The sequence below is a fragment of the Streptomyces sp. WAC07094 genome, assembly GCF_036320405.1.
Lineage (GTDB): Bacteria > Actinomycetota > Actinomycetes > Streptomycetales > Streptomycetaceae > Streptomyces > Streptomyces lannensis.
Genome location: NZ_JAVMJZ010000004.1, coordinates 262,492 through 285,811, shown reverse-complemented (window position 1 = coordinate 285,811; position 23,320 = coordinate 262,492). Strand labels below are relative to the sequence as shown.

Below are 23,320 nucleotides of genomic sequence, written 5' to 3'. Positions count from 1 at the left end.
ATCTCCCGTACCGAGACGATCGCACTCACGGCCCCTGTGCCTCGGTGTCGGTGCTGTGGGTCTCACCTACGGAAGCTGGCTGCTGCGCCGGATCACCATCCGCCGAGACCGGCGACGGTTCCGTAACGCGCCCGAAGACGCGGATCCTCCCACGCGCTCAGCCGTCGCGGACTGGCTCGCCTCAACAGCCTGCATACGCCTGTGCAGATACGCGATCGCCTGGACGACCCTCCTCGTCATCGCCAGCGCTTTCTGGACCGCCACCAGTTTCGCCACCGCCCACGGGCTGGGCCGAGCACTAGACGACGCCGACTCCCTGCCAAGACGCCCGGAGATCGTCCTGTACACCAAGGAACCGCTGCGTGACCTCCCGGCCGGCGCCAGCGGCACGCGGCTCACGCCGAGCGCGGGGAGCCAACTCCAGTACCGCTACCGAGGCCTGCGGCTGCTGGTCCAGGCGAACGACCACCTCTTCCTGGTACCCGCACACTGGACAACACCTGGAGGGCGCACGCTGGTCGTGCCATACGACAACACCGTCCACCTCGCACTCGTGCCGTCCTGAGCCTCAGCACCGGGCAATACGCCGCCACCGGCGGCCACGCCCTTTTTACTGGCTGGGCACCCGTCACCGCCGACATGAGCGGTACGGACACAGACGCGCCGAACAGGCCGTGCATTGACGCACCGATCCCTCCAGACGTGGAGATCGTCAAGGATCCACGCCCCGTGGCACGCAACCGGGACGAGGTCCTGCAGGCGGCACAAAGTTGGCTTCTCAAGCAGGCTGCATGTCGGCGACCGTGAAACGCTGCGCAGCTCGGTTTTCTCTCCTGGCCCGGGCCAGGAGAGAAAACGCTCATTCGGCTGCAGCAGTGAGCGCCCGCTGCTTGGCCCGCCGATACTGCGCGATGGTCTCCCTGTCCTCCGCTGTGAGCAGCGCTGTTCGACCGTTCGTTGGACGTGCTCGACGGTCTCGGCCAACCCGGTGTCCACCTGGCAATGGGCGTCGGCCTTCGCAACCTCGATCGCGCCACGGCCCGGGCATCGTGGAATCCCTCACATTCCCCGGGCGGGCCCGTACCGCTTCTCAGGCTGCTCGTCCGGTGTCATGGGCAAATCTTGGAGGACCACCGGGCCCGGGTAGAAGGCGGAACCGCCAGGACCGGTGACCTCCTCACCGGTGAGCCAGAGGTAGAGCCACTTCGCGAACGAAAACGAGTACTCGAAGAACTCGCCCTCACCGTTCTCGATGAAGAGGGAGCCCCGTCCCAGAGCGCCACGAGGTGCGTAGAAGATCTCCTCGCCCCGATCGGTGCCACAGATCGGAATCAGTCCGTCCGGAGTACCGAAGGCGAGGTCGGAGGTGCCGAGCGAGACTCGGGGGTCCCCGTCAGGCTCGTCCTCGTCCCACTCGATCTGCGACCACGCATGGGACGTTCTGCGGATCTGCTCGGAGAGGTTCCAGCGGTCGGTCGCCGGATGACTCAGGTAGAGATGGCCGTTGACCTGGACGGGAGCGTAGGCATCGACGATCTCCTTGAAGTCCTCCGGGAGGCTCGTACCCAGCTCATTCTCCAACCTGTGCCACGCCTCAGGATCCCGGTACCGCCACGACGGCTCGCCGAGCATCTCCAGCACACGCTCGAGATAGTCGTCCTTCATTCCTGTCACTTCCCCGGGCAGTTGGGTGGGGCCGACCGACGTGCTCTGCTGAGCAGCATCCTTGCTGCCATGCGCAGTTGACGGCCAATCGGATTCACCCTTGCGGGGCTTCTCGGCGACGCACGGGTGCGGGATGGTGGAAAGGTGCGGGTAAACGAAGGGGCCGCGCACCCAACCGGGTGCGCGGCCCCTTCTACCTGCAGTCAGTGCGTGCCGGAACGGCTAGCGGTGACGGTGTCCCCAGGAGATGGAGTCGACGGTGCGGCCGCGCTGGTTGCGCAGGGTCGCGGTGTCGGTGTCGTTGTTCCACACGTAGGCGCGGCGGTCCTGGTACAGGTCGGTGCGCACGTCGCGGCCGATCCCGGTGTGGACGCGGACCGTGGCTCGGCCGGCCAGGCGGTAGTGGTGGAAGCGGTACGTGTGGTGGTCGCGGTCGGACAGTGTCCATCCGTCCAGGTTGATCGCGCGGCGGGTGTTGTTGGTGATCTGCACCCACTCGCCGTTCAGGGAGCGGTTGGAGCGGTCGTCACGGCCCGGGGAGTCGTACTGCACGCGGCTGATCTGAACGTCGGGCCGGTGCGGCCGACTGGCGGCGGTGGCCGGCACGGCGGCCAGGCTACCGAGGGTGGCAGCGGTGAGGACAACCGCGCCCAGGCGGCGAGCAGTCGTGGAAGTGGTCACAGGTTTCCCCCTGCATGTGCGGGCACACAGTGCACGGCCCGGGGGCTGTGCACGAGTGGTGCGGTGTGCTGCGCGGCCGGTTCAACCGCGCATCCACACTTTGGGGCCGAAGCGCGAGTGATGCGGGTATTCCGCGAATGGCGTTACAAAACGGCCATATCACCGAGACAAACAAGTGCGGTGTGCATCTATGTGCCTGATACGTGAGCTTGACGGCCCATCACTTATCCCACCCCATGTGCGGATTGACCCGCGCCCCGAATGCGCCAGGCGCGCACTACCCCGGCGTACGTCAAGCCGTCACCCGAAAGTGGGTAACGGCGCTTGTCCGCTGGTCAGAGACTTTTTGTGACCGAGTAGTCGAGTTGGCGGCGCTTGCCACATCGAAGCCTCAGCACCGTGCGTCCCTCGCAGCAATCGCATGGTGTGATGGCGGTCAGTCGAAAGGGTTGGGCTCGGTGTGGCGTCGGGCTCGGGCCTCCTGCCCGCGTTGGACGGACGGCAAGGGCAGGGCTGCGATAGCCTCGGCGGGCCGCCCCTGCTTGATCAGGAGCTCTGCCAGGTAAAGGGGCGCTCGGGACTCGGTGGACGATTGGAGCAAGGAGACGGCCTCGTCCACGCGGCCGGCCCCCTTTAGCAGGTATGCGATCGTCGTGTCCCTGTCCCAGTACTCCTCCGCCGGCAACGCCGTGGCCTCAGCAATGGCCTCCTCGTGGCGTCCGGCCTCCGCCAGCAGCGACAACCGCATGGACTGGACCTGGTACGCGTGCTCCTTGAGGTACTCCTCGCTGCGCTCCTCCAGTAGCTGAAGAGCCTGCTCTGGTCGCCCGTCCTCGACGAGCAGGTCTACGGCCCAGTCGAGGTGATTGCCGCAGTCGTAGTACTCGAACGTGGGCCGTCCGACCTCGACTGCCTCGTCGATCCGCCCCTGCCGTGCCAGGAGGCCCACGAGGGTACTGCGATGGTTGGAGTGGTCGGTGGCTTCGATGATCTCACGCAGAACCGTCTCGGCCTCATGGTCCCGGTCCAGGTCCTCAAGCGCCTTCGTGTAGTGCTCCAGGGCTGCGGTCGCGTGCTCGCCGGTCCCCAGCTCGCGCAGCTCCTCGATCCGGCCGTGGCGTGCGAGCAGTGCCGCATAGGACTCGACGGTGTTCTGGACGAGGTACCGGCGCCCGGCCACGTCGGCCCCGAGAAGGCGGATCGCCTCCTCGACGCGACCGGCACGTTCCAAGACCCTGGCTTGAAGGTCCAGGGCCTGCCAGCCGGGATGGTTCCACTCACCGTTCGCCGCGGCCTGCCTACCTCCCTGCGCCAACGGGGCAAGCAGTTCCAGGACACGCTCGTCCCGATCTTCCCCCTCGGTCAATTCGACCAAAGTCGACTGCAACCACCAGTCCTCCAGGTGAGGGGCGAGAGCATCAATCGCCTCGTCCAACCTCCCAGCCTTCGCCAGCATCAGGGCGCAGTCGCGCCATTCCCGGCCCTCCGTCACCGGCTCGTCCGGGCGGACCAGCGCCAGCGCCTCCTCGACCCGCCCCATCCGGAAGCGAACCTCGGCAGCCTTCGTCACGGCAGGCTTCCAGCCGGTTACGGCGAACGGCTCGATGACCGACCAGGCCCGCTCGTAGTCCTCCGCCCCACACAGATCGCGCACGGCCGCCAGCGCGCAGAACCACTCACCACGCTCGCCCGCCGCCTCCACCACCAGATCCAGATGCCCGAGTTCGAGGAGAAGATCTGCCATCCGCGGCGGGATCCCCCCGAGCATCCGCTCTTGCCACTCAAGATCGTCAACGTCCATGGCAAGAGCATAGGAACGCTCACTGACACCACCGCGCTGTGGAAGCGTCTATGAGCCGGAACACGTGTGCCGAGGCTCGGTAGTTGTCACCGACAGCACCGCATAGGCTGCACAGAAACCAGGTCGAAGCAGCCGGACCGTCGCCAGAGAGGCGCTGGAGTTGTCACACATAGCCGATCACTGGTCTTCCTGTCGCCGGGGCGCAGTGTGACTCGTGACGACCTCATCGCCATGCTGCGCGAACAGACGTCGGCATGCGGGCCTGCACGTAACGCCTTGATCGCCGGAGCTGACTTCGTCGTCTGGGACGGCCTGGTCCCGGCCAACCGGCACGCGGGCGTCTTCCGGGGTCGAATGCACCACTCCTTGAAGCGTGGCCACACGATCGATGGCCTGGCCGACAGCGTCGACATCCTTCTGCGAGCCGGGGAAGAGCCGCTTCGTACCGGATCCATCGACGCGGTGGACAGGTCATCCTGGTTCACGATCTTCCTGAACTCCACGGCGACAGTAGTGGTGGCCTGCTGCGGCGGACGCCGACCCACCACCATGGAGTCGACCGCCTCCCCTGAGCCTGGACACATTAGTTGGAACCGGTGAGGCTCCGCGAGCTGGTGGCTTCTGGTTGGCGGGACACGCTTGTTGGCACCAAGTGGTCACGCCTCTTGCGACCAACCGCAAGTTGTCAGTTTTCTTGGCGCCAGTTCGCTAGGTTCTGTTCCACTCCGCCAGCGGCGCCCAGCCGCACGCGGTGGCGCTGGAGGTCGACCTCGGTGACCTTCACCGTGATCAGCTCGCCTTCATTGACAAGCTGATCCGGAGTCTCGACCGACTCGTCAGTCAGCTCAGAGAGATGAAGAAACCCCACAACGTCGGGAGCAAGCCGCACGAACACACCAAAAGGAATGATCTTCGTAACCGGCCCGGTGAGGACTCGGCCGACCTGATCCGCGAACCGAATGAGTGGATCTTCCTGCAGAGCCTTCAAGGAGAGCGTGACCTGTCCGGAGCGGGTCTCGGCGATGATCACCTCAGCGGTGATCCGCTGGCCAGCTTCGACTGCCTCTGAGGGGTGGTTAATCCAGCCCCACGTCAGGTCCGGTACCCGGATGAAGCCGGTGCACAGACCGTCCGGTTCGCCATCGACGTGAACGAAGACCCCGAAGTTGTGAACCTCGGAGACTGTCCCGGTGACGACCTGCCCTCGTTCGAACGCGAGGAGGAAGGATCGCAAGGCCGGAATCTCGCACGCCCTGGCGGAGAGGTGAAGCTGACCTTCGCGCCAACGACCGATCTCTTCGGCGTTGATCTCCTGGCCGACCTCAAACAGCTCGCATGGATGCTCCATCCGACGCGTCGACGCTTCCTGCCGAGGAATCCGACCGATCTCAGTCGCCCCTCCTTCGGCATCTACGAGCTGCACCAGGACGTCCGCTCCGTCGAACCCGGTGACCTTCACAGTTCTCACGGCCCCCGGCCGGAGGTGGTTGATCAAGGACTGCATGCGAGGGTCAGGGGCTGGCTCGGACATAAAGGTGAGCTTAGTCGGCGCCGGTCGAACTGGTTCCAACTCTCGTGACCAGGTTCCAACTAGCGTGTCACGGCTCATCCCCCGAGTCCGGCGCCCAACCTCGCAGGTGACAACAAGCCTGCCTATGTGACAACTATCGCGCTTTGGCTCACACACGATGTGTGACTGAGCACTAGACCTGTTCGATGAGCACTGGACTTGTCGTGCTGCGCATTCGAGTTGGCAGACAGGATGGCCCTCGTTGAGGCTGACCTGGACGGTTTCGTCGATCAATGAGGGCAGTGCGCCGAAAGGGTTTGTCATGGGGCTGGATGTCGACGATGATCACCTCATGACGACCAGAAAGGGCCATGCCCTCTAGGCGCCCCGCTCCGCTCTCCACAGCTCGCGCGCCGCCGACCGCAACTCACCGCAGCGACCGATGGCCGTGACCGCCCACCAAGGAGAGCCCGCCCGTGCAGAAGACTGCCCTCATTCCCTACGCCCACCTCCCCCGAGCGCACCACAACCGCCACGTCCTGACCAGTACCGTCGACGTCTTCGGCGCCGCCCACTGGCTGCTTGCCGAGCGCGCTCCGCAGCCCGGCGGCGATGTCCTGCCCTTCGACGCGCTGGTCGTCTCCGTCCATCCGGGCGGCAACGTCGAACTCACCGAGCTGAGCGCCGTGCGAGCCCGCTGGCCGCACCTGGACCGCCTGCCGGACGGTGGGTTCGTCGTCGCCGCGTCGCGCGCCCGCCGGCACGAGGACGCGAACCAGGTCCAGGTCTTCGACGCGCTCGGGCGCGAGACCTCGTCCTTCTCCGTCGGGGACGCCATCGAGCACCTGCTTGTTGACGAGGCCGGCCATATCTGGGTCGGTCACTTCGACGAGAACCCGGCCGGAATCCGCCGCTGGAGCGCCACGGGCCGGCTCGCCTGGACGTCGGACGGTGCCCGCATCCCTGGTCTCTTCGACTGCTACGCGCTGAACGTGTCGAGTACCGCCGCCTGGGCGTGCCCCTACACGGACTTCCCGCTCGTCGAGATACGCCCCGACCGCACCGACCAGCCCGTGAGGGTGTGGTCGAACCGCATACGGGGCGCCAAAGCGGTGGCTGTCCACGGCGAGCGAGTCACCTTCTACGGCGGCTACGGCGAGGAGCGGGACCGACTCGCCCACGGAGAGCTCACCGAAACATCTGTCGAGCCAACGGAGGTCAGCGTGCTCACCCTGCCCAATGGCCCTGCTCCCCACCGCCGGCGGGTCGTCAGCCGAGGAAGCAGGATCTACGTCCAGGCCGAGCCATTCACTGTGTGGGGCCTGTTCGACCTCAGCAGCTGATACCCAGCACTGGAAAGACCTTTTCGCCCGGTCGCCGACCATCCGACGCCAGTCCGCAAGGAGCTCGCCGCGGCTCGTGCCAGCGAGGATCAGACGGTCTTCGACCGGGTGATCGAAATCTTCGACGAGCAGGTGCACGGCGCTCTTCTGCTGCGCTGATCACCTCACGCCTGGGTGGTATCACGAGCAGACGGGCCAGCTTGCGCTCGGCGTCACCGTCGGGCCGAATTAATCGTGCATCGGAGTTGTCCATCCGGGCATGTACCGCCCTCGGTCACAGCCGCCAGCTCAACTCGCCAACCGGCACGCTCACTCGCCAACTGAAGCGCTCAGTCACACGATGGTTAAAGCCAATGTGGCGAGGTGACCTTCAGTAGTCGACGTCGATGTAGTCAATGGGTGAACTTCACCGTCAGACCGTCGGCGCGCCTCCCGCGGTCCTTGAAGTAGATCTCTTGGAGGCCCTCGGCAAGGATGTCCTGGAGCTTGCTGCTCGGCGGCGCCGGCGGCGTGGGCGTCGAAAAGGCGTTGGGCGTAGGCGGGTGGGAGTCCTTGGGTGATGGGGCGTAGCCGCGGGTCGTCGGTGGTGCCCGGGGCTGCGGTGAAGCCGAATCTGGCTCGGGTGTCGATGTAGATGCCGCCGGTGGTGGCGGCCTGTTTCTTTGCCCTGTCGCGTACTCGGGGCTGCCATCGCTTGGTTACTTCGGCGGCGAGCCGTTCGGCGAGGTCGCGGCGGGGATGTTTGATCTGGCCTTTGAGGTAGCGCTCGACGGTGCGTTGGGTGACGCCGAGCAGGTCGGCTGCCGCCTTGGTTCCCCTTGATCTGCTTCACCAGGTATTGCATCTGGGATTTGGCAGACTTCGGGATGGGGCGGGTGAAGTGGGCGGTGTCGGCTTTGTCGAGGCTGTCGGTGAGGAGGCCCATTGGTGTTTACTCCCCGTTGTCCTGGCTGGAGAGGGTGCCGGTCTTGATGTGCCGGGCAATGTTCACGTCGGGACCGTGCTTCTCCGTCAGGCCTTCGGCCCACAGCACGCTTTGCGTGCCCTCGTGTTTGACCATGCCGGGTGAGACGCCGAGCCGGAAGCCGCCGGGCAGGGGCTTGCCATCCTTGTAGCGTCACTTCCCGGGCCATGGAACCGTCCCACCACTCCGTCGACATCGCCACCCGCGTGCCCTGGCAGTACACCGGCGTCGCGGTCGAGGTCACCAACTGCCGGGTCGGGGTGTCGCTGCACCTGGCGTCCGCTAACGCGTCGGCCGCGGTGAACCGGCGTCCGTTCCTGCCCAAAAGCGGGGATCCCATCTCGTCGAAGGCCGACGCCCGCCCGCGCTCACAGCAGTCCGGGCCGCTGCCACTCGTCACCAAGGACGTGGTGATCGAGGAAGTTCAGGAACGCCTCGTACCAGACCTGGATGTGGCCCGGGGAGAGGATCCAGTGGTTCTCGTCCGGGAAGTACAAGTACTTCGCAGGCACCTCGAACCGCTGCAGATCCTGGAAGAGCGCGGCGCCCTGGCCGACCGGCACGCGGTAGTCCTTCGCGCCGTGGATGACCAGCATCGGCGTACGGATCTTCGCGGCGTCCAGGTACGGGGAGTGCGCCTCGTACCGCTCGGGCCGGGTCACCGGGTCCCCGAAGATGCACTGGAAGTACCAGGGCGCGTCGGTGTCGCCCTGGAAGGACCGCAGGTCCCACAGGCCTGCGTGGCTCACGATCGCCTTGAACCGATCGGTGCTCGTGGCGACCCGGTTGGCCATGTAGCCGCCGTACGAGCCGCCCCCGAGCGCGGTGCGCGCGGCATCGATGTCGTCACGGGCCTCGGTTGCGTCGGTCAGCGCCATCACGTCCGTGTACGGGACCCCGCCCCACTGCCCCCAGCCGCGCCGGTGGCCCTGCTGACCGTAGCCGGTCGATAGGGCCGGGTCGGGCAGCAGCACCGCGTAACCGCGGGCCGCGAACGGCCACGGGTTCCACCGCCAGGTCCAGCCGTTCCAGCTGCCCTGCGGCCCGCCGTGCACGGCGACGAGCAGTGGCGCGGGGTTCTCGGCCGACGCGCCCTCAGGCAGCACGAGCCAGCCGCGCAGCCGGTACCCGTCCGCCGCGTTGGCGTGCACCTCGGTGAGGGTGCCCGGCAGCGCGTCGAACGCACCGGGGGCGGGCAGCTCGACCGGCGTCTGGTCGGCGACGCCGGCCTCGAACCTGACCGGCCGCGGCGGCGAGTCGATCGCGTTGCGCAGCGCGTACAGCGTCCGCCCGTCGGGGGCCACGCAGAGCGAGCCGTACGCGCCCGAGGCGGTGAGCCGGGTCACGGTGCCGTCCGCGTCCCGCCGGAAGACAGGCGCGTGACCCTCCACATCGGCCACGAAGAAGAGGGCGTCGTCGACCGTCGAACAGACGGCGCCGACAGGCCAGTTGTCGAACCCGGGCAGCAGATCGACGGCCTCGCCGCCGTCCACGCCGACCCGGACGAGCGTCATGTCCATCGACTCGTCGTAAGTCGGCCACGTCATCCGCGAGCACACGACCGCCGAGCCGTCGTGCGTGAACACCGGCGCCTCGTAGAGGTGCTCCACATCGCCCAGGACCAAGACCTCCTCGCCGGTGGCCGCGTGTGCCACCACCACGGCGGTGCGGTTCTCGGCGGGCACCCGGCCGGGTACGAACCGGGTGTAGGCCACTCGCGTCCCGTCGGGCGACAGCGCCACGTCCCCGGGGTGCTCGAGGCCGACGCCCTGCCCGCCGGCGTCGACCACGGCGCCCTCGGCCCCCGCGCGCACGAAGGTGTGCTGTACCTCGGGGCCGAGATCGCGGTCCCAGGCGCGGGTCGGCCCGGCCTCGTACAGGATCGCGGTGACCTTCGCGTCCTTGCGCGCCGTGCGCAGCTTGCCGTGCGCGTCCGCGTCGGCGGCCCCGGGCAGCAGCCCGGCGGTGTGGGCCAGCGCGCCGGAGTCCCGGGCGACGGTGAACGCGGTGATCCCGCCCGGGTGCCGGGCCACGACGGCGGCCTCACCACGCCCGGGCAGCGCCCACAGCGCGGCACCCTCGTGCTTGTCCTCCTCACTGTCGTCCTCGCGTTCCGACAGGAAGTACAGCACCCCGTCCGGGCCGAACACGGGCCCGGACTCGCCCTTCCCCGACCGGGTCAGGCGCAGCGCCTCGCGCTCCCCGGCCGGATCGATCTCCCACAGCCCGGACACGAACCTGGTCCGGTCCTCCGACAGCGTCTGCACGGTGGCGACGAGACGGCCACCGTCGGCGGACAGCGCTAGGCAGTTGACGCGAGGCTGGGCGAGGAACGCGGGCAGGTCGTGGAAGGCGGTCGTGCCACCGGGGATCGCAGACATGCGGACGATTCTTGCTCGCGAAGGAGGCGGTGAACAGCGGATTACGGGCGCCGCCCGCCAGGGGTGCCTGCCGCCCGTCCGGCGAAACGCAGAGATCCCGCCCGATCGAAGTGATCGGACGGGATCCCGTCAGCCGCCTCCGAGCTGACTCGTGAACGGCGCCTCCGATCACAGCAACACGTTCAGACCGCCGCACGCACCCGACGCTCACGAACGCCCCCTTCCAGGGTCGCGGCCCGACTCCCAATTCATTAACCGACGCGGTGTCACGTCTGCGGAGCGTCGCACTGCAGATCTTGCCCCCGCGTCCCATCGTTTCTCCATTGTCACAACTACCAGCACCTACACCAGTCCCGTGCGCGCCGCGCTACTCAGTGGTTCCCACCAACCGCGCTGCCGCCGATGAGTCCCGGCCACCGAACCACAACCGTGCGGGCTGCACGGTCGTACTTGCTCTGGTGATAGACAGCTCGGTCCCTAGCCATCTGCGCCAGTAGAATTGCAGCGACAAGCAAGTTCAGTATCGGTATCGACAAGAATGCCCCCCGGTCGAACTCCCGAATGAACGTGTCCTTCCATGACGGCGGCAGGGTCCCATCTGACCAAAGTCGAACTACTCGCAGCCCAAAGAGTCGCTTGCCGACGGTTGTGCCCCACCAATGCACCAGAGGTAGGTAGTACAGCAACCCACCGGCTGCACATGCAACTGGCACAAGGACGAGCAGCGCGATGCCATCGCTGGAGGCCGCCGCAGCGATGAAGCTCAAGCACGCGAGCATTGAAGAAATCAACGTATCTACCAGGCGCGCTGCGATCCGGCGGTTGTTAGGAGCCAGCAGCAGCACAGGATTGCCAGTCGCACCTGTAGCCGAACTCACGTCCGTAATGTACTCCACTAGTGCGCCCTCTGGCCGGGCTTCCTGCCGAGGTTCCATGCTAGCCAGGTGGCTTTTGTACCACTCCAGACCCATCGCCCTGACAACCGTGGAAGGTACCCCCTCCACACCTTCGCGGTTCACAATTGCGTCAGACGCCAATTCGCCCCCCTAGATGTCACCTTTGGCCAGTTCCCACGTCTCACGATTCAGCGCTGGGAGACCATATCTCTCATCCATCCAGCCCTTGTCTGGCGAATCCTCGCACTTGGGAGATTTCCACAGATTGATCGGAACCCTGAAAAGTGCGAGCGATCACAAGGTCTCGAATCCCTGCAATGACAGCAAGAGTCTTCTGAACAACTTCCGATGCGATGATGGCACTTCCTGCATTCGGGCTCGCCATGTCAATCTCTGGATCCGCCAGGGCTACGTAGTCTGCCGCTTCGTACAGGTTCTTAGCTACTAGCTCGGCATTTCCCGAGTCCCCTTCTCTAGAGCATTTGAGTGCGTAATAAGCGCCAGCAATCACATGCTCCATGACTCCCAGGTCCCCTTCTTCGTCTTCAGACAGGATTTCTTCCAGTCCCGTGAGGAAGAGGTCGACGATCTCTGAGCTTTCCGGATCTCCTGCACCTCGCTCCACCGCACGCCAGCAGAAAGCGACTACCTGTTCACACTCCGTTGAGCCAGCCGATTCGCTGGCCGCCCAGGCGGATCCGAAGTGCCTCAGCAGTGCCTCGGCGCAGGCTGCGGCAAACGCCCTGCGTTGGGGAGCGGCTAGAGCTTCTAGGTCCGACAGGAGTACATCTCCGTCATAGCGCTGAATCATTGGACCATCCTAATCATGTCTTAGCCCGCCGACTCCGGGGAGTCCCAGCCGACAAGAGCCGGGTCGATCTCTGGCCCTCCAAACTGAGGCCATATCGCGGTGCGAGGCCCGGTGATAATTCCCCCCGTTTCTTGGATGAAGAGCTCGCAGAGATCGCAAAAGTCCTTGGAGGTTCCAATGGCTTGCGGAATCAGCCCATGCTCTACAGCACCTGTCACGGCGGTCTCCTCCCCGTGCGCATGGGTCAGCTTGGCCATGATCTCCGTTTGCGGATCGAGCATCCTGAACTGCTCGGGGCTCAGATCACGCGCCCCCCCGCCAGCGACGCTCAAGCCATCCGTTTCAACTACCGCTACCATCCGCTGCTTGTACGCGATATCGTCCCGTTTTTTGGGGGCCCGGTTCAGATGCTTGTCTTGAATTTTCTGTGCCCGAGCTCTGGCACGGTCGGCCGAGCCAGAAAGAGCAGTGCGTTCTGCAGCGGCATCCGCGCTTCTGGCTCCTGTTGACGCGGCCGCTTCTTCACTGGTAGCTGTCTTCGCACCTCTAGCGATGGCCGCCGCTGCTGCACTAGCGATTCCAGTTGCCCCTGCTATGACCGCTCCGCCTTGGCCTATGACGCCGATGGCGCCGCCGACTACGGCTGCCCCCAGCCCGGCTTCGGCACCGGAAGCGAAGCCAGCCGCCCCTGCCGCTAGAACGGCTCCGCAGCCACCGACTGTCGCAGCGACGCATGCGACTACTCCGACGACGACTGCAGTGGCCACAACCGCTGCAATCACCGGGTGTCGTTGGACGACGTGGTACGCCTTGTGGGCGAAGTTGGAGGCGTGGCAGGAGAGCGACCAGCCGCAGCTGTGGTGGGAGGAGTTTCCTCCGTCACCACCGTGGTGGGTGCCGCCGTTGTCGCCCGGGAGGGGGTTGGTGTTGCCGTAGGCGGGGTCCGGGGCCTGGTCCCTCTTGCCGCCGTTGTCGGGCTGGCAGTGTCCGTTGCCCGGGTCGGTGCACAGCCCGGCGGGGTCGCTATTGGTGATGGGGTTGTCGGCGGCGTAGGTGTAGCCGTCGATCTGCTGGGCGTCGGTCAGCTCGAGGACGGGGTCGTCGGAGATGAAGCGGCCGATGGTGGGGTCGTATTCGCGCGCGCCAAGGTGGGTGAGACCAGTGGTGGTGTCCTGGATGCCGTTGACGAATCCCTTGTCACCGAGCCATGTGCCGGTGGCGGGTTGGGGGCCGCGGGGGTTGCCGAAGGGGTCGAGGCGACGGCGTGTGATGGCTTGGGTGGTGGCGTCGACGGCGGTTTCGGCGGTGTCGTGGGCATCGGTAACTTGCCATTGGAGGCTGCCGGAGCTGGTGCGGACGGCGATGGTCTGGCCAGCCCACGTGTAGTAGCGGGTGCCGGTGGTAGTGCTGGTGCCCTTGGCGAGGTGGACTTCGGTGTCGCCGAGGTAGAGCGTGGTACCGGTGCCGTCGCGGGAGAGAAGCCGGTTGCCGTCAGCGTCGTAGAGGTAGGAGGCCGTGGTGCCGTCGGCGTTGGTGACCTTGGTGAGGTTGTTTTCGTCGTCCCAGTCGAAGGTCTGGGTCTTGCCGTTGAGGGTGCGGGTGTGGGTGTTACCCGACGCGTCGTAGGTGTAGGAGTTGCGTGTAGTAGTGCTGCCGATGACCGTGCTGGACGACTTCAGAGTGTGAGCCTGACTGGTACCTGCCGTCGGGTACTCGTACGACGTAGTGGTGTCGTTGCCGCCGGCGGTCGTGGTGTGGTCGACCTGGGTCTTGCGGTTGCCGAGGTCGTCGTAGGTGTAGCTGTGCCAGTACGGTGCCGGGCCGCCGAGGACGGCGGTGGTGGGGTCGGCGGCGCAGCCGTCGGTGGCGGTCCAGGCCTGGGTGAGGCGGTCGTGGCCGTCGTAGCGGTAGCACTGGACGTCGTCGGTGCTGTCGGCGTGGGTGGCTACCTGGGTGGGGTTGCCGGCCTCGTCGTATTTGTACGACGTGTCTTGGACGGGCGGGGTCTGTGCGTCGTCGGTGACGAGCTGGCGCTGGAGGCGGTGGGTGCCGTCTTCGTAGGTGTTGCTGATCTGGAGCCACTTGGCGGTGTCGGAGGGTGAGACGCCGAGGGTGATCTGTTTGATGTCGCTGAGCTTGGTGTAGCCGGTGTTTTGTACGTAGTCGGTTGCGCCGTTGAGCGTCGTCGGCATGCTCAGCTCGTTGTAGCCGTACTCCAGGGACTCGGAGGGCAGTCCGCCGACCGCTGGGTCGGAAATGAACTGGACGGAACCGTCGAGGTTGTAGCCGATCGTCGACGTGTACGCGCCGGCCAAAGCCTCTTCACCGGTGACTGAGGGGATGGTGACCCGGGTCAGGGTGGGCCGGTACAGGGAGTCGTAGGCGCCGACCTGGCTGATGTAGGCCTTGCCGGTCGTGCCGGAGCCTCCGACGTAGCGGATCGAGGAGGTCGGTTGCCCCTTCACGACGGAGTCGTACGTCCACTTGGCGAGTTCGTGGGCGGCGTCCTTGGTGGTGCCGTCGTACATGTCCGTCTGACGGCCGAGCACGTCATAGGTGTAGCTGAGAGTCTTCTCGTCAGCGGTACCGACCGCGGTGGTGGTGGAGGCGACCTGGTCGAGGTCGTTGTACGCGGTGGTGGTCGTCCCGGTGTCGGGGTCCGTGGAGGTGGTCTTGCGGCCCATCAGGTCATAGCCGTATGACCAGGTGTTGCCGTCGTCGTCGACGACCTCCTTGAGCCGGCTCTTCGCGTCGTAGGTGTACTTGGTGGATGTGTACGAGCCGGTCGGGGTGCCGCTGTCGTACTGGCGGGTCTCGGTGGTACGGCCGAGGGTGTCCGTCAGGGTCGTGGTGGCGATGCCGCCCTGGGGCGGGGTGACGGTGGTGCGGTCGCCTTCGTAGGCGGTGGAGGTCGTCCACTTCTTGCTGCCTATGGCGTAGAAGTCGGACGCCGTGGCACGGCCCGCGCCGTCGTAGGTGGTGAGGGTCTGGGAGGGAACCACCGAGGTGATGTTGGCGAGGGTGCCGGATGGGGCGGTGGCGTCGCTGTAGTCGGCGTTCGCCTCCACTGCCAGGCCGCGGCTGTCGTACTTGGTCTCCGCGATGACGCGGCCGCCGCCCGGTGCCGGGGTCTGCGTCTGGCGGGGGCGCAGCAGCGCGTCGTACAGGGCGTAGGTGGTGTCGTAGGTGCTGCCGTCGTTGTTGAGTTTGCCGGTGGAGACGACGGAGGCTGCGGTGTTGGAGAGCGTGTAGGTGTAGACGAGGTTGGCGGGCTGGTTGTTGGCCTTGGACCGGTTGGGCAGCCAGAGGTTGGTGAGGCGGCCGAGGCCGTCGTAGGCGTAGTCGGTGCGCTTGGTGTTCGGGTCGACTACTGCAGTGGCTGTGCCGCGGCCGGGGTCGAAGGTGGTGGTGGTCGCGTAGCCCTTGGCGTCTGTGGTGACGGTTTGGGTGAGCGGGCCGCCGGTGGTGGGCGTGTAGGCGGTGCTGCTCACGGTGTTCTGGTCGGCGTCTTTGACCGAGTCGACGCGGCCCTGGGGGTCGTAGTGGCTGGTGGAGACCGTCTGGTAGACGGGGGTGCCGCCACTGTAGGAGGAGAGTCGCTGGGTGGAGGTCTCGTCGCCGAGCGTCGGTGCGGTGCCGTAGGTCTGGCTGTCGTAGAGGGTGCGGACGTCGGAGACGACGTCGTCCGGGCGGCTGGTGGCGGCGTTGCAGGCCACATCGACGGTCTCGACCCTCACAGGGAAGGCCATCAGCCAGTCGGTGGTGTTGTTGGCGAAGGTGGTGCGGGTGCACTCTTCGTCACCGGTGACGGCATCGTCGCCCGCATCGTCGACCACGGTGGCCGCGCCGGTTGCGTCGTCGTAGGTCGTGGTGACGGTGGTGTTCCGGGGGCTGCCGGCAGACCGATCGGTGCGGGTATGGACAGCGTGCGGGCGGGTGAAGGTGCTGTTGCGGGTGCCGTCAGTGCCGGTCTGGTGGATCCACTGGTCGGTGATGACCCCGGACACCTCGGCGCTGCCGTTGTAGGTGATCGACTCGCGGACGTTCCCGGCCAGGGGATCGGAGTCGGTGACCTGGGTGCCGGTGGAGTCAGTGACCTTGACGCTGCGGGTGGTGCCGTCGGACTGCTTGTCGCCGTCCAAGCCGCGGAAGTAGGTCGCGACGGTCTTGGCGCGGGTGGACTGCGGGTTGCCGGTCGTTGTGGTGACGCTGCCGTAGCCGCGCCAGACCGACCAGGTTTTCCGCTTGGCGGGGGCGGTGAGGTTGTCGCTGTCGTAGTGCCAGGCCGGTGAGTCGTTGTAGCTGTAGTCGGTCTGCTTCAGCGGCGCGCCGCCGGTGGGGTCCGACTCGGTGACCTGGGTGACAACGTACTTGTGGAACCAGTCCAGTTGCGGGTCTGGGGTGAAGGGCGGCTGCCAGTACGTCGGGAAGCAGCGCAGGGTGTCGGAGTCGGGGCTCTTGGGCATGGTGGTGCCCGCGACGCATTGGGGGTCGGAGTAGTTGACGGTGAGGACCGAACCGGTTTCCGAGGTGATGGTGCGTACGCGCCACTTGACCAGTGCGGCAACGTCGTCGTGGGTGGTGTCGACCCGGTTGAAGAGTTGGATGCCGCCGAAGGTGACCGGCTTCATGGCGGTGGTCGCGCCGTCCTTGCCGGTGTGGGTGATGGATGTCAGCCACAGGCCGGCGGAGGTGCCGTCGCCGGGGTCGGGGAAGGACTGGTCGAGCGTCCAGGTGTCGATGTCCCGGTAGTTGGGGGTGGCCAGGCTTGCGTCCCAGATGCTGGTGGTGACGGACGTGAGGCGCTTGCGGGAGAAGAACGTGGGACCGGTCGCAGAGCAGACCTTGCCGGAGTCGCAGATCTGGTCGAACGGCACGTCCGGCCAGTGGGAGGCGGTGGTGGAGGTGAGGGAGGAGCAGTTTTCGGTGCTGGTCACCAGGCAGCGTTCGGCGGGGGTGAAGGTGACCTTTTCGGGGGCCTTGCCGAAGACGTTGGAGGAGGTGATGCCGTAGTCGATCCGGCTGAGGTAGCCGCCGCGGTCGTAGACGGTGCCGTTGACGGTGGTGGTGCCGTTCTTGGCGTAGTAGTTGGTCTCCTTGGTGTACCAGTACGACATCGCGTTGCCGTGCGGGTCCACTACGTAGTCCAGGTTCCAGCGCCAGGCCTGGGTCCGCGCCCGGTCGGAGAAGCTGGTGCCCTTGTCGTAGCCGGGTTCGCCGGAGTCGTCGCCGAAGACCGGCACGGTCCAGGTGGAGTTGGTGACCGGGGCTCCGGTGGTCCAGCCGGGGAGCTGGCTCTTGCCGAAGACGTACTGGGTGCCGTCCTGGGTGGTGACGGTCCAGTATTCGCCGTCGTCGTCTCCGTTGGGGGCGCCGAAGGAACGGACGACGCGTTCGCCGTCGTCGGTCTTGGGATGCCAGGCGCCGGAGGTCTTGTCCTTGATGAGCGGGCTGGACTTGCCGCCGAGGACGAGGGTGGCGTTGTCGCTCGCCCAGCATTCGTCGTTTTTGCCGCTCTGCCCGTCGTCGTCGCAGGAGTCGTAGGAGCGCTCGATGTAGGAGGTCGAGAGGTCGAAGCCCTCGCCTATCCAGGACGGCTGGTTGTTGGTGGACGGCAGCCGGCCATCGACGCTCTGCGCGTCGTAGGTGATGGCCAGGTTGGGTGCCGGGCCTCCGTTGGACGGGGGTGCGGCCAGGGGGTATGACCACGTGAAGTCGCCGCTGGAGCCGCCTGCGTTCCAGGCAGCGGAGGGGTTGAGAGAGGTGGCCTGGTAGGAGCCGGCGCCGGACTTGGCGGTGGCGGCGGTCGCGGCGAACGCCGTGATGCCGGAGGAGGGCACCGGGGTGGTGGCCGTCAGAGTGTGGTGTGCCACGTCGTTGGTGGTGGCCACCGGTGTCGTGGTCCGGCACTTCTTCAGGGTCGGGGTGGTCAGCGCGCAGGACGGCAGACGGACCAGGCTGAGCCGTGAAGCGTAGTCGCCGCCGTAGGCGTGGGCGAAGCTGGAGTAGTCCAGGGTCAGCTGTGTCTTGCCGGTGCCCTGTTCTCCGTCGGCGCGGGCGAGGGAAAGGACGGTGCCGTTGATGCCCAGGTCCGTGGCGGTTTTGTGCCCGGCTACCCGGACTGACACCTTGGCCGGGGCGGTGCCGGTGGTCGGGGCGCTGACCTTGACGGGCAACTTACCCACGGCGGTGGCCTTGGCACGGGCGGCCTTGCCCGCTACCGGCACGGTGACGGCCGCGGCGGTGGGCCAGGCAGTGGGCTTGGCCGCTTCCGCATTCGTGCGGGCTGCCGCTGCCTTGGCCGGGTCCTTCCTCGTGGCCTTCTTGGTCTTGAAGGGCACGGCGGTGCCGTTTTTGACGTCGGGCGCCTGCACGGTGTTGTGCCCGTGCCGCTGGGCCGCCCATACGGCAGGGGCAGTGCCCAACCCCGTGGCCACCAGCGCACTTGCTGTGATGGCGACGACCCACATCCGTGTCCGCCGAAGCCCACCCATGACTGCACTCCCCGATTGTTGAAGGTCTGTCGAACCCATGCCGGTGTTGTATGGCTGGTTGCGGCTACAGCGGGATGGTCGCTTCGTTGTTGTACATCTGGTCGATATCGGTGTCGGACATCACGCCCGTCCACACGCGCACGTCGTCCACGAGGCTTTTTGCGAAGTCGCTGTAGGCGCCGGAACTGACCCGTCCGCGGCCGATGTTGAAGGTTCCGGTGGCCTGCCAGGGATCGGTGAAGACGATGCCGTCGCCGGTGTCGTCGTCGGTGTCGCCATCACCCTGGGTTCCCTGGCGGTTGCCGTTGACGTAGAGGAACAGTTGGTGGTGGGCGCCGTCGTAGACGCCGGTCAGGAAGGTCCACTCGCCTGGGTCCACCAGCTGGGCTGATGCGATGTTGGCGGGCACTTTGACGACTGCGGCGCTGGTGGTGTCCGCCTTGGTGCGGCCGAACACCCACATGCCCTGCGCGGAGCCCGCAGCCTGGTCGTACCACAGGCCCCAGGAGTCGCGTACGCCGCCGGACTGGGTGGCGATCCGCATGTGGTGGGCCACGCTCGTGTCGGACAGTGCTGTCGGGTCGAGCTTGGCCCAGGCCGCCACGGTGAAGTCGCCCTGGGAGTCCACGATCGGCCCGGAAGCGGTGGCGTTGGCCGTCGATGTTCCGTCCAGGGACAGGACATTGCCCCTGCCGCCGTCGACATCGGTGGTCCAGCTGCCGCCGGCAGCGAGGGTAGCCGTGTGACCGTACCCGGAGGAGTCCGCGGCGGTGGTGCCCGAGGTCTCGTCCAAGCCCCACTCGGCAGCCAGGGACGGCCGCGCGTGGCCGGTGCTCGGATCGGTCATCGCCTGGATGTCCGCGATCTCCTCTTCGGACAGGATCCGGTTCCAGGCGACCACGTGGTCGATCTGGCCGGGAAGGTAGTCGCCGAAGACGCCGCCTGTCTCACTCCGGCCGATCTGTACCCCCTTGGTGGCCTGCCAGGGAGTAGTGAAGGAGACGGGGTCACCCTGCGGTACACCGTTGACGAACAGTTGGATGGTCTGGAACTGCGCGTCGTACACACCCATCAGATGGGTCCAGATGCCGACTTCTGGGGTGGTGGTCGCAATCGAGCGAACGGTCGGCGGCGACACCGTGTCGGAAGCTGTCCGGTTGAAGACCCACGCCTGGTAGGCAGTCGAGTAGTACAGCGCGAACGCGGATACGGTGCTTCCCGGCTCGGACACGGCCACGGCATTGTGGGAGTTGCCCGTCAGGCGAGCCCATGCGGAGATCGTGAAGCTCTTGGTCGTGTCCAGTGCCGAGGAGGTCGTGGCCGCGTAGGCCGACGTGCCATTGGTCTGCAAAGCCTTGCCCAGGCGGGCTTGGCTGGTCCAGGCCGCTCCGCCGCCCAGGGTTGCGTCCTTGCCTCCGACGGAGTCGACCGCCGTGGAGCCGCTGCCCTCATCCATCAGCCACTGGTCCACTGGGCCAGCACCGGGCGCGACCTTGAAGGAGTAGGTGTAACTGTTTGACGAGTTGCCCGCAGAGTCCCAGGTCTGCACGGTGAGGGTGTTCAGCCCTCGCACGTCGGGGGCCAAGGACCGGGTGAAACTGGAGGTGGGCGTCGTGAACGTCTTGGTCTGCACGGGGTCGTCGTTCAGCTGGTACGTGTACTTGACGACGTCCGAGGCACCGTTGGCCTTAAGCGTGAACGACCCGGGTACGCCCACGCCGCCGTAGGGCGTGCAGATGTCCGGGGACTCCGGGGTTGCGCACTCCTGGTAGACGGTGGCGTCGACATCGGGAGGAACCGGACCTGTCGTGTCGATCCTGAACCAACATCCCGTGGTCCAGCCCGAGTACATGTAGCTGGTCGTGCCGTCGAAGGAGTACTTGTACTGGCTCCGCGCGCGGAACCGGTACGTCTGGCCATTGACCAGAGTCGGGGTGGTCCATGTACCGGCCGTACCCGAGGTGGTCCACGCGGACGGGCTCCCCGACCCGGCCAGTGAGCCGTCCGCCTTGTAGACCTCGAAGTTCGGTCGCAGCGTGGACTGCGAACCGTCTGCCGACTTCGGAGCGGCCGTCAAGGTCGGTGTGGTGTCGCGGATGACGGCAGGGGTGCTCTGGCTCGAGGCGCAGGCCAGGCTCGGGCTCGACATCTTCACGTTGGTCGGGGTGCTGGGCTTGGACACGAACGTCACCGACAGCGTGGGCTTGGTGTCCGACGGTGAGGCGAACTGCTTCCAGGCAATCTCGTCGTCCTCATCGCTGGCGCGCAGTCCGAGAGTCGTGGTCGAGGCGGACTGGCCCGCGGTGTAGCTCACTGCCCCCGTCGCATCGAATTCCACGTTCCCGCCGGGGCAGGAAGAGGAGTAGCCCTTGGCCGTCGTCACGGTGTCGACGCGCGAGGACCAGGCCAGCGGCGACGACCACTTCGTCGACGACGAAATCGATCCAGTGCGCCACAACTCCACCGGCTTTTCCGTGCAGTTCGCCGACCACACCTCCAGCGCAGTGAAGGTCGCCGAAAGGATCTTCTTGCCGCCCAGGGTGTGCGTGTCGAACTGGTACAGCGAGCGCGCCTTCTTGTGGTCGACCCACGCGTCGTAGCCGACACCCAGCGAATGCTCGGTCTTCCAGAACGACGTCGACGGCGAGCTCGACCAAATCGTCGTCCAGCCAGACAGCGATGCGCTGCTCGTCTGGGGATCCAGCACCACGGGATAGGTGGTGTGGGGATCATCGAGGAACGACTGATCCGGCTTGAGGGTCAGCGCCTCGTTGGAGACCGTCACGTCCATGGGCGCTGTGCGCGCTCCAGGCTCAGGGCCGTCGACCGGGCTCCCATCCGCCGTCGCAGTCGCCGCCTTAAAAGCGGCCTTCGAGGGCGTCGCGGTGCGCGCGCCCGCCTCAGCAGCCGTCGAGGAGTCGTACATCAGCGCGTTACCCGTGGTGAACACGGGGCGCCCTTGGTCGTCGAGGAAAGCAGCTCCGCCGGCATGGGTGTCGTACGCGGACAGGCCGTCGACCGAGACGGGGAACCGGATGCTCGTCAGAGCCGTGCTCTGGGCTGCCTCACGGGACTTGACGACCAGGTTCTCGCTGAAGCCGTCCGGGGTGGCCTGAACCACCAGGTCGGTCTCGGGCATGACATTTGCGTAGGTGGCGGTAGCACCCGACAGCGTGGGGGTCGGCAGCGTCCACGGCGAACCCACGCTGTACGACTTCCCGCCCAGCGTGATCTTCGCCAGTGGGTCACGCGAACCGCCCCCGGAGAAGGTGACGTCAGCCGCAGCGGCCTTCGGCGCCAGCATCCCGGAAGATGTCGCCACCAGGTTCGTATCGATCGGCACCCAGTCCGACCCGTGCTTCACCCGCACTGGACCGGGGTCGAACTCGACCGTGAAGGTGCCGTCCGGCTGGGCGGTGACCAGCTGGGTGGGGGTTGTCTCCTCGTCCACCTGGACGGGTGAGCCCGATTCTGCTGCCTTTTGCGATGCAGCTGCCTCAGGTGACAGGTCGCTGGTGTCGGTGGCCACCGATGACGCCTTCGGTGCGGCAGCGGCGGTCTGACCGGCGCCCGCGGTGCCGAGCATCTGCACTACCAGCACCGACGCCACCAGCCAGACACCACGCTTTGGCGCATGTCTGCCACGCGTTCTCACGCCGACAGCACGACGCAGCCCACCCCACCCCATAGCCCCCACCCCGCGCTCACAGATCCTTTACAGCCGGGTGATCAAAACCCAGGAATTACACACTGTCAATCACTCCTCACGAACGCCAAATGGATCAAAACGATCTATAAATCACATGCAATCCGGTAAAGAAATGACCCGCATATCACCATCGAAGATCCATCAAGCAGCAAAGAGGACGCGGACAAAATCGGCACAGGTGACACATAGACTGACCCGGCAAGCAAGCCTGAAGTAAAAATTTTGGGTCGTCGCAATTTACGCAAAGTCAGCCAGCGCAGCTGCCACGCATGTCGGCCCGGGGCCAATTGCGGCCTGGTCCGGGCGCTACGCGGCCACTGAATGCGCACCGACCGCAACAATTCCCCTCCCCTGCGCTCACTTATCACCTTTCTTTCCATGGAAATAAATGGTTTGTTTGGGGAACGTTAACCATCGAGTTGCCAGGGCGGCTATCCGGTCAGGCCTCGTGGAGGTGAGTCAGCGGATGCGGTTATGCCGCCAGTACACGCGTTTGTGGGGTCTATTGAGTTTCGCCACGGTGCGGCGGGGTTGGCGCAAACCTCATGACATGCGCTCGAGTACTGGAGGCGGTCAACAGTCAAGCGGGCGGCAAGAGGTCAACTCGGAGAATTCATCGCCTTCGCCATAGCGCTGGCCCTACGGCGGGGAGCGACGACTGATCGCGGCTTCTGGTCTCCTGGTCTGTGTCACGCAGGTTCCAGCGACTCGGGCACGGCCGGTACTTCACTCATGGGAGACGAAGCACGGCCACGCCTGGGCGTGCGCACTGCAGTAGACGGGCTCCTGGAGGAGCCCCAGCGGACGTACGAGCTGTTGGGTTGGGTGCGTGCCGGTGAGCGTTGAGGTGTAATGCTGGGGCCGGCGGCCGGCTGTGGCTGGTACCGGACGACAACGCCCTTGACCCCCGGCTGCTGAAGGAGGCCCGCCCCAGGGATATGCGCCGCACCTCGGGTTGCTACCCGCAGCTGGTGTGACCTGGAAGGACCCGCAAGTCGTGATTCCAATCTGGAGATCTGTAGAGTCCAGGCGGTCCTCGTAACACCGCCCGCCTCGGAGTGCATC

11 protein-coding genes and 3 pseudogenes are annotated in these 23,320 nt (G+C 66.2%); 4 read left to right on the top strand and 10 right to left on the bottom strand.

What is annotated here, in order from left to right; genetic code table 11:
- The first annotated feature begins 55 nt into the window (after positions 1 to 55).
- Positions 56 to 565, top strand: coding sequence for a hypothetical protein (locus RCR19_RS43100; RefSeq protein WP_331270551.1), 510 nt, complete (start codon positions 56 to 58; stop codon positions 563 to 565).
- A gap of 494 nt (positions 566 to 1,059) precedes the next feature.
- Here RCR19_RS43100 and RCR19_RS43095 read toward each other — a convergent pair whose 3' ends face one another.
- From RCR19_RS43095 to RCR19_RS43085, 3 genes are all read right to left on the bottom strand, one after another.
- Complete coding sequence (locus RCR19_RS43095) at positions 1,060 to 1,665, bottom strand: SMI1/KNR4 family protein (protein WP_331270550.1); 606 nt, start codon at positions 1,663 to 1,665, stop codon at positions 1,060 to 1,062.
- A 222-nt stretch (positions 1,666 to 1,887) separates the two neighbouring features.
- Positions 1,888 to 2,346 carry a lamin tail domain-containing protein gene (locus tag RCR19_RS43090; protein WP_331270549.1) on the bottom strand — a complete coding sequence of 153 codons (459 nt, stop codon included), beginning with the start codon at positions 2,344 to 2,346 and terminating at the stop codon, positions 1,888 to 1,890.
- Positions 2,347 to 2,782: 436 nt separating this feature from the next.
- Positions 2,783 to 4,090 carry a tetratricopeptide repeat protein gene (locus tag RCR19_RS43085; RefSeq protein ID WP_331270548.1) on the bottom strand — a complete coding sequence of 436 codons (1,308 nt, stop codon included), beginning with the start codon at positions 4,088 to 4,090 and terminating at the stop codon, positions 2,783 to 2,785.
- A 264-nt stretch (positions 4,091 to 4,354) separates the two neighbouring features.
- Between RCR19_RS43085 and RCR19_RS43080 the strand changes: the two genes are divergently transcribed.
- Positions 4,355 to 4,747, top strand: coding sequence for a hypothetical protein (locus tag RCR19_RS43080; protein ID WP_331270547.1), 393 nt, complete (start codon positions 4,355 to 4,357; stop codon positions 4,745 to 4,747).
- A gap of 85 nt (positions 4,748 to 4,832) precedes the next feature.
- Here RCR19_RS43080 and RCR19_RS43075 read toward each other — a convergent pair whose 3' ends face one another.
- Positions 4,833 to 5,651, bottom strand: coding sequence for a S1 RNA-binding domain-containing protein (locus RCR19_RS43075; RefSeq protein ID WP_331270546.1), 819 nt, complete (start codon positions 5,649 to 5,651; stop codon positions 4,833 to 4,835).
- Between the two features lie 482 nt (positions 5,652 to 6,133).
- Between RCR19_RS43075 and RCR19_RS43070 the strand changes: the two genes are divergently transcribed.
- Positions 6,134 to 7,000, top strand: a complete 867-nt coding sequence (locus tag RCR19_RS43070; RefSeq protein ID WP_331270545.1) for a hypothetical protein — start codon at positions 6,134 to 6,136, stop codon at positions 6,998 to 7,000.
- A 370-nt stretch (positions 7,001 to 7,370) separates the two neighbouring features.
- Here the strand turns inward: RCR19_RS43070 and RCR19_RS43065 are convergent.
- Positions 7,371 to 7,925, bottom strand: a pseudogene (locus RCR19_RS43065) (XRE family transcriptional regulator).
- A 6-nt stretch (positions 7,926 to 7,931) separates the two neighbouring features.
- Positions 7,932 to 8,114, bottom strand: a pseudogene (locus RCR19_RS43060) (hypothetical protein); the annotation flags it as partial.
- A 17-nt stretch (positions 8,115 to 8,131) separates the two neighbouring features.
- On the opposite strand from RCR19_RS43060, the pseudogene RCR19_RS43055 reads away from it, so the two are divergent.
- Positions 8,132 to 8,299, top strand: a pseudogene (locus RCR19_RS43055) (transposase); the annotation flags it as partial.
- Between the two features lie 33 nt (positions 8,300 to 8,332).
- Here RCR19_RS43055 and RCR19_RS43050 read toward each other — a convergent pair.
- From RCR19_RS43050 to RCR19_RS43035, 4 genes are all read right to left on the bottom strand, one after another.
- A complete protein-coding gene (locus RCR19_RS43050) occupies positions 8,333 to 10,345 on the bottom strand; it encodes a prolyl oligopeptidase family serine peptidase (protein ID WP_331270544.1) in 2,013 nt (670 codons plus the stop codon).
- 1,107 nt (positions 10,346 to 11,452) lie between these two features.
- Positions 11,453 to 12,052 carry a hypothetical protein gene (locus RCR19_RS43045; protein ID WP_331270543.1) on the bottom strand — a complete coding sequence of 200 codons (600 nt, stop codon included), beginning with the start codon at positions 12,050 to 12,052 and terminating at the stop codon, positions 11,453 to 11,455.
- Between the two features lie 20 nt (positions 12,053 to 12,072).
- Entirely contained in the window at positions 12,073 to 18,546 is a 6,474-nt protein-coding gene (locus RCR19_RS43040) for an RHS repeat-associated core domain-containing protein (protein WP_331270542.1), read from the bottom strand.
- Between the two features lie 64 nt (positions 18,547 to 18,610).
- On the bottom strand, positions 18,611 to 22,147 hold the full coding sequence (locus RCR19_RS43035) for a LamG-like jellyroll fold domain-containing protein (RefSeq protein WP_331270541.1): 3,537 nt from the start codon (positions 22,145 to 22,147) through the stop codon (positions 18,611 to 18,613).
- Between the last annotated feature and the right edge of the window lie 1,173 nt (positions 22,148 to 23,320).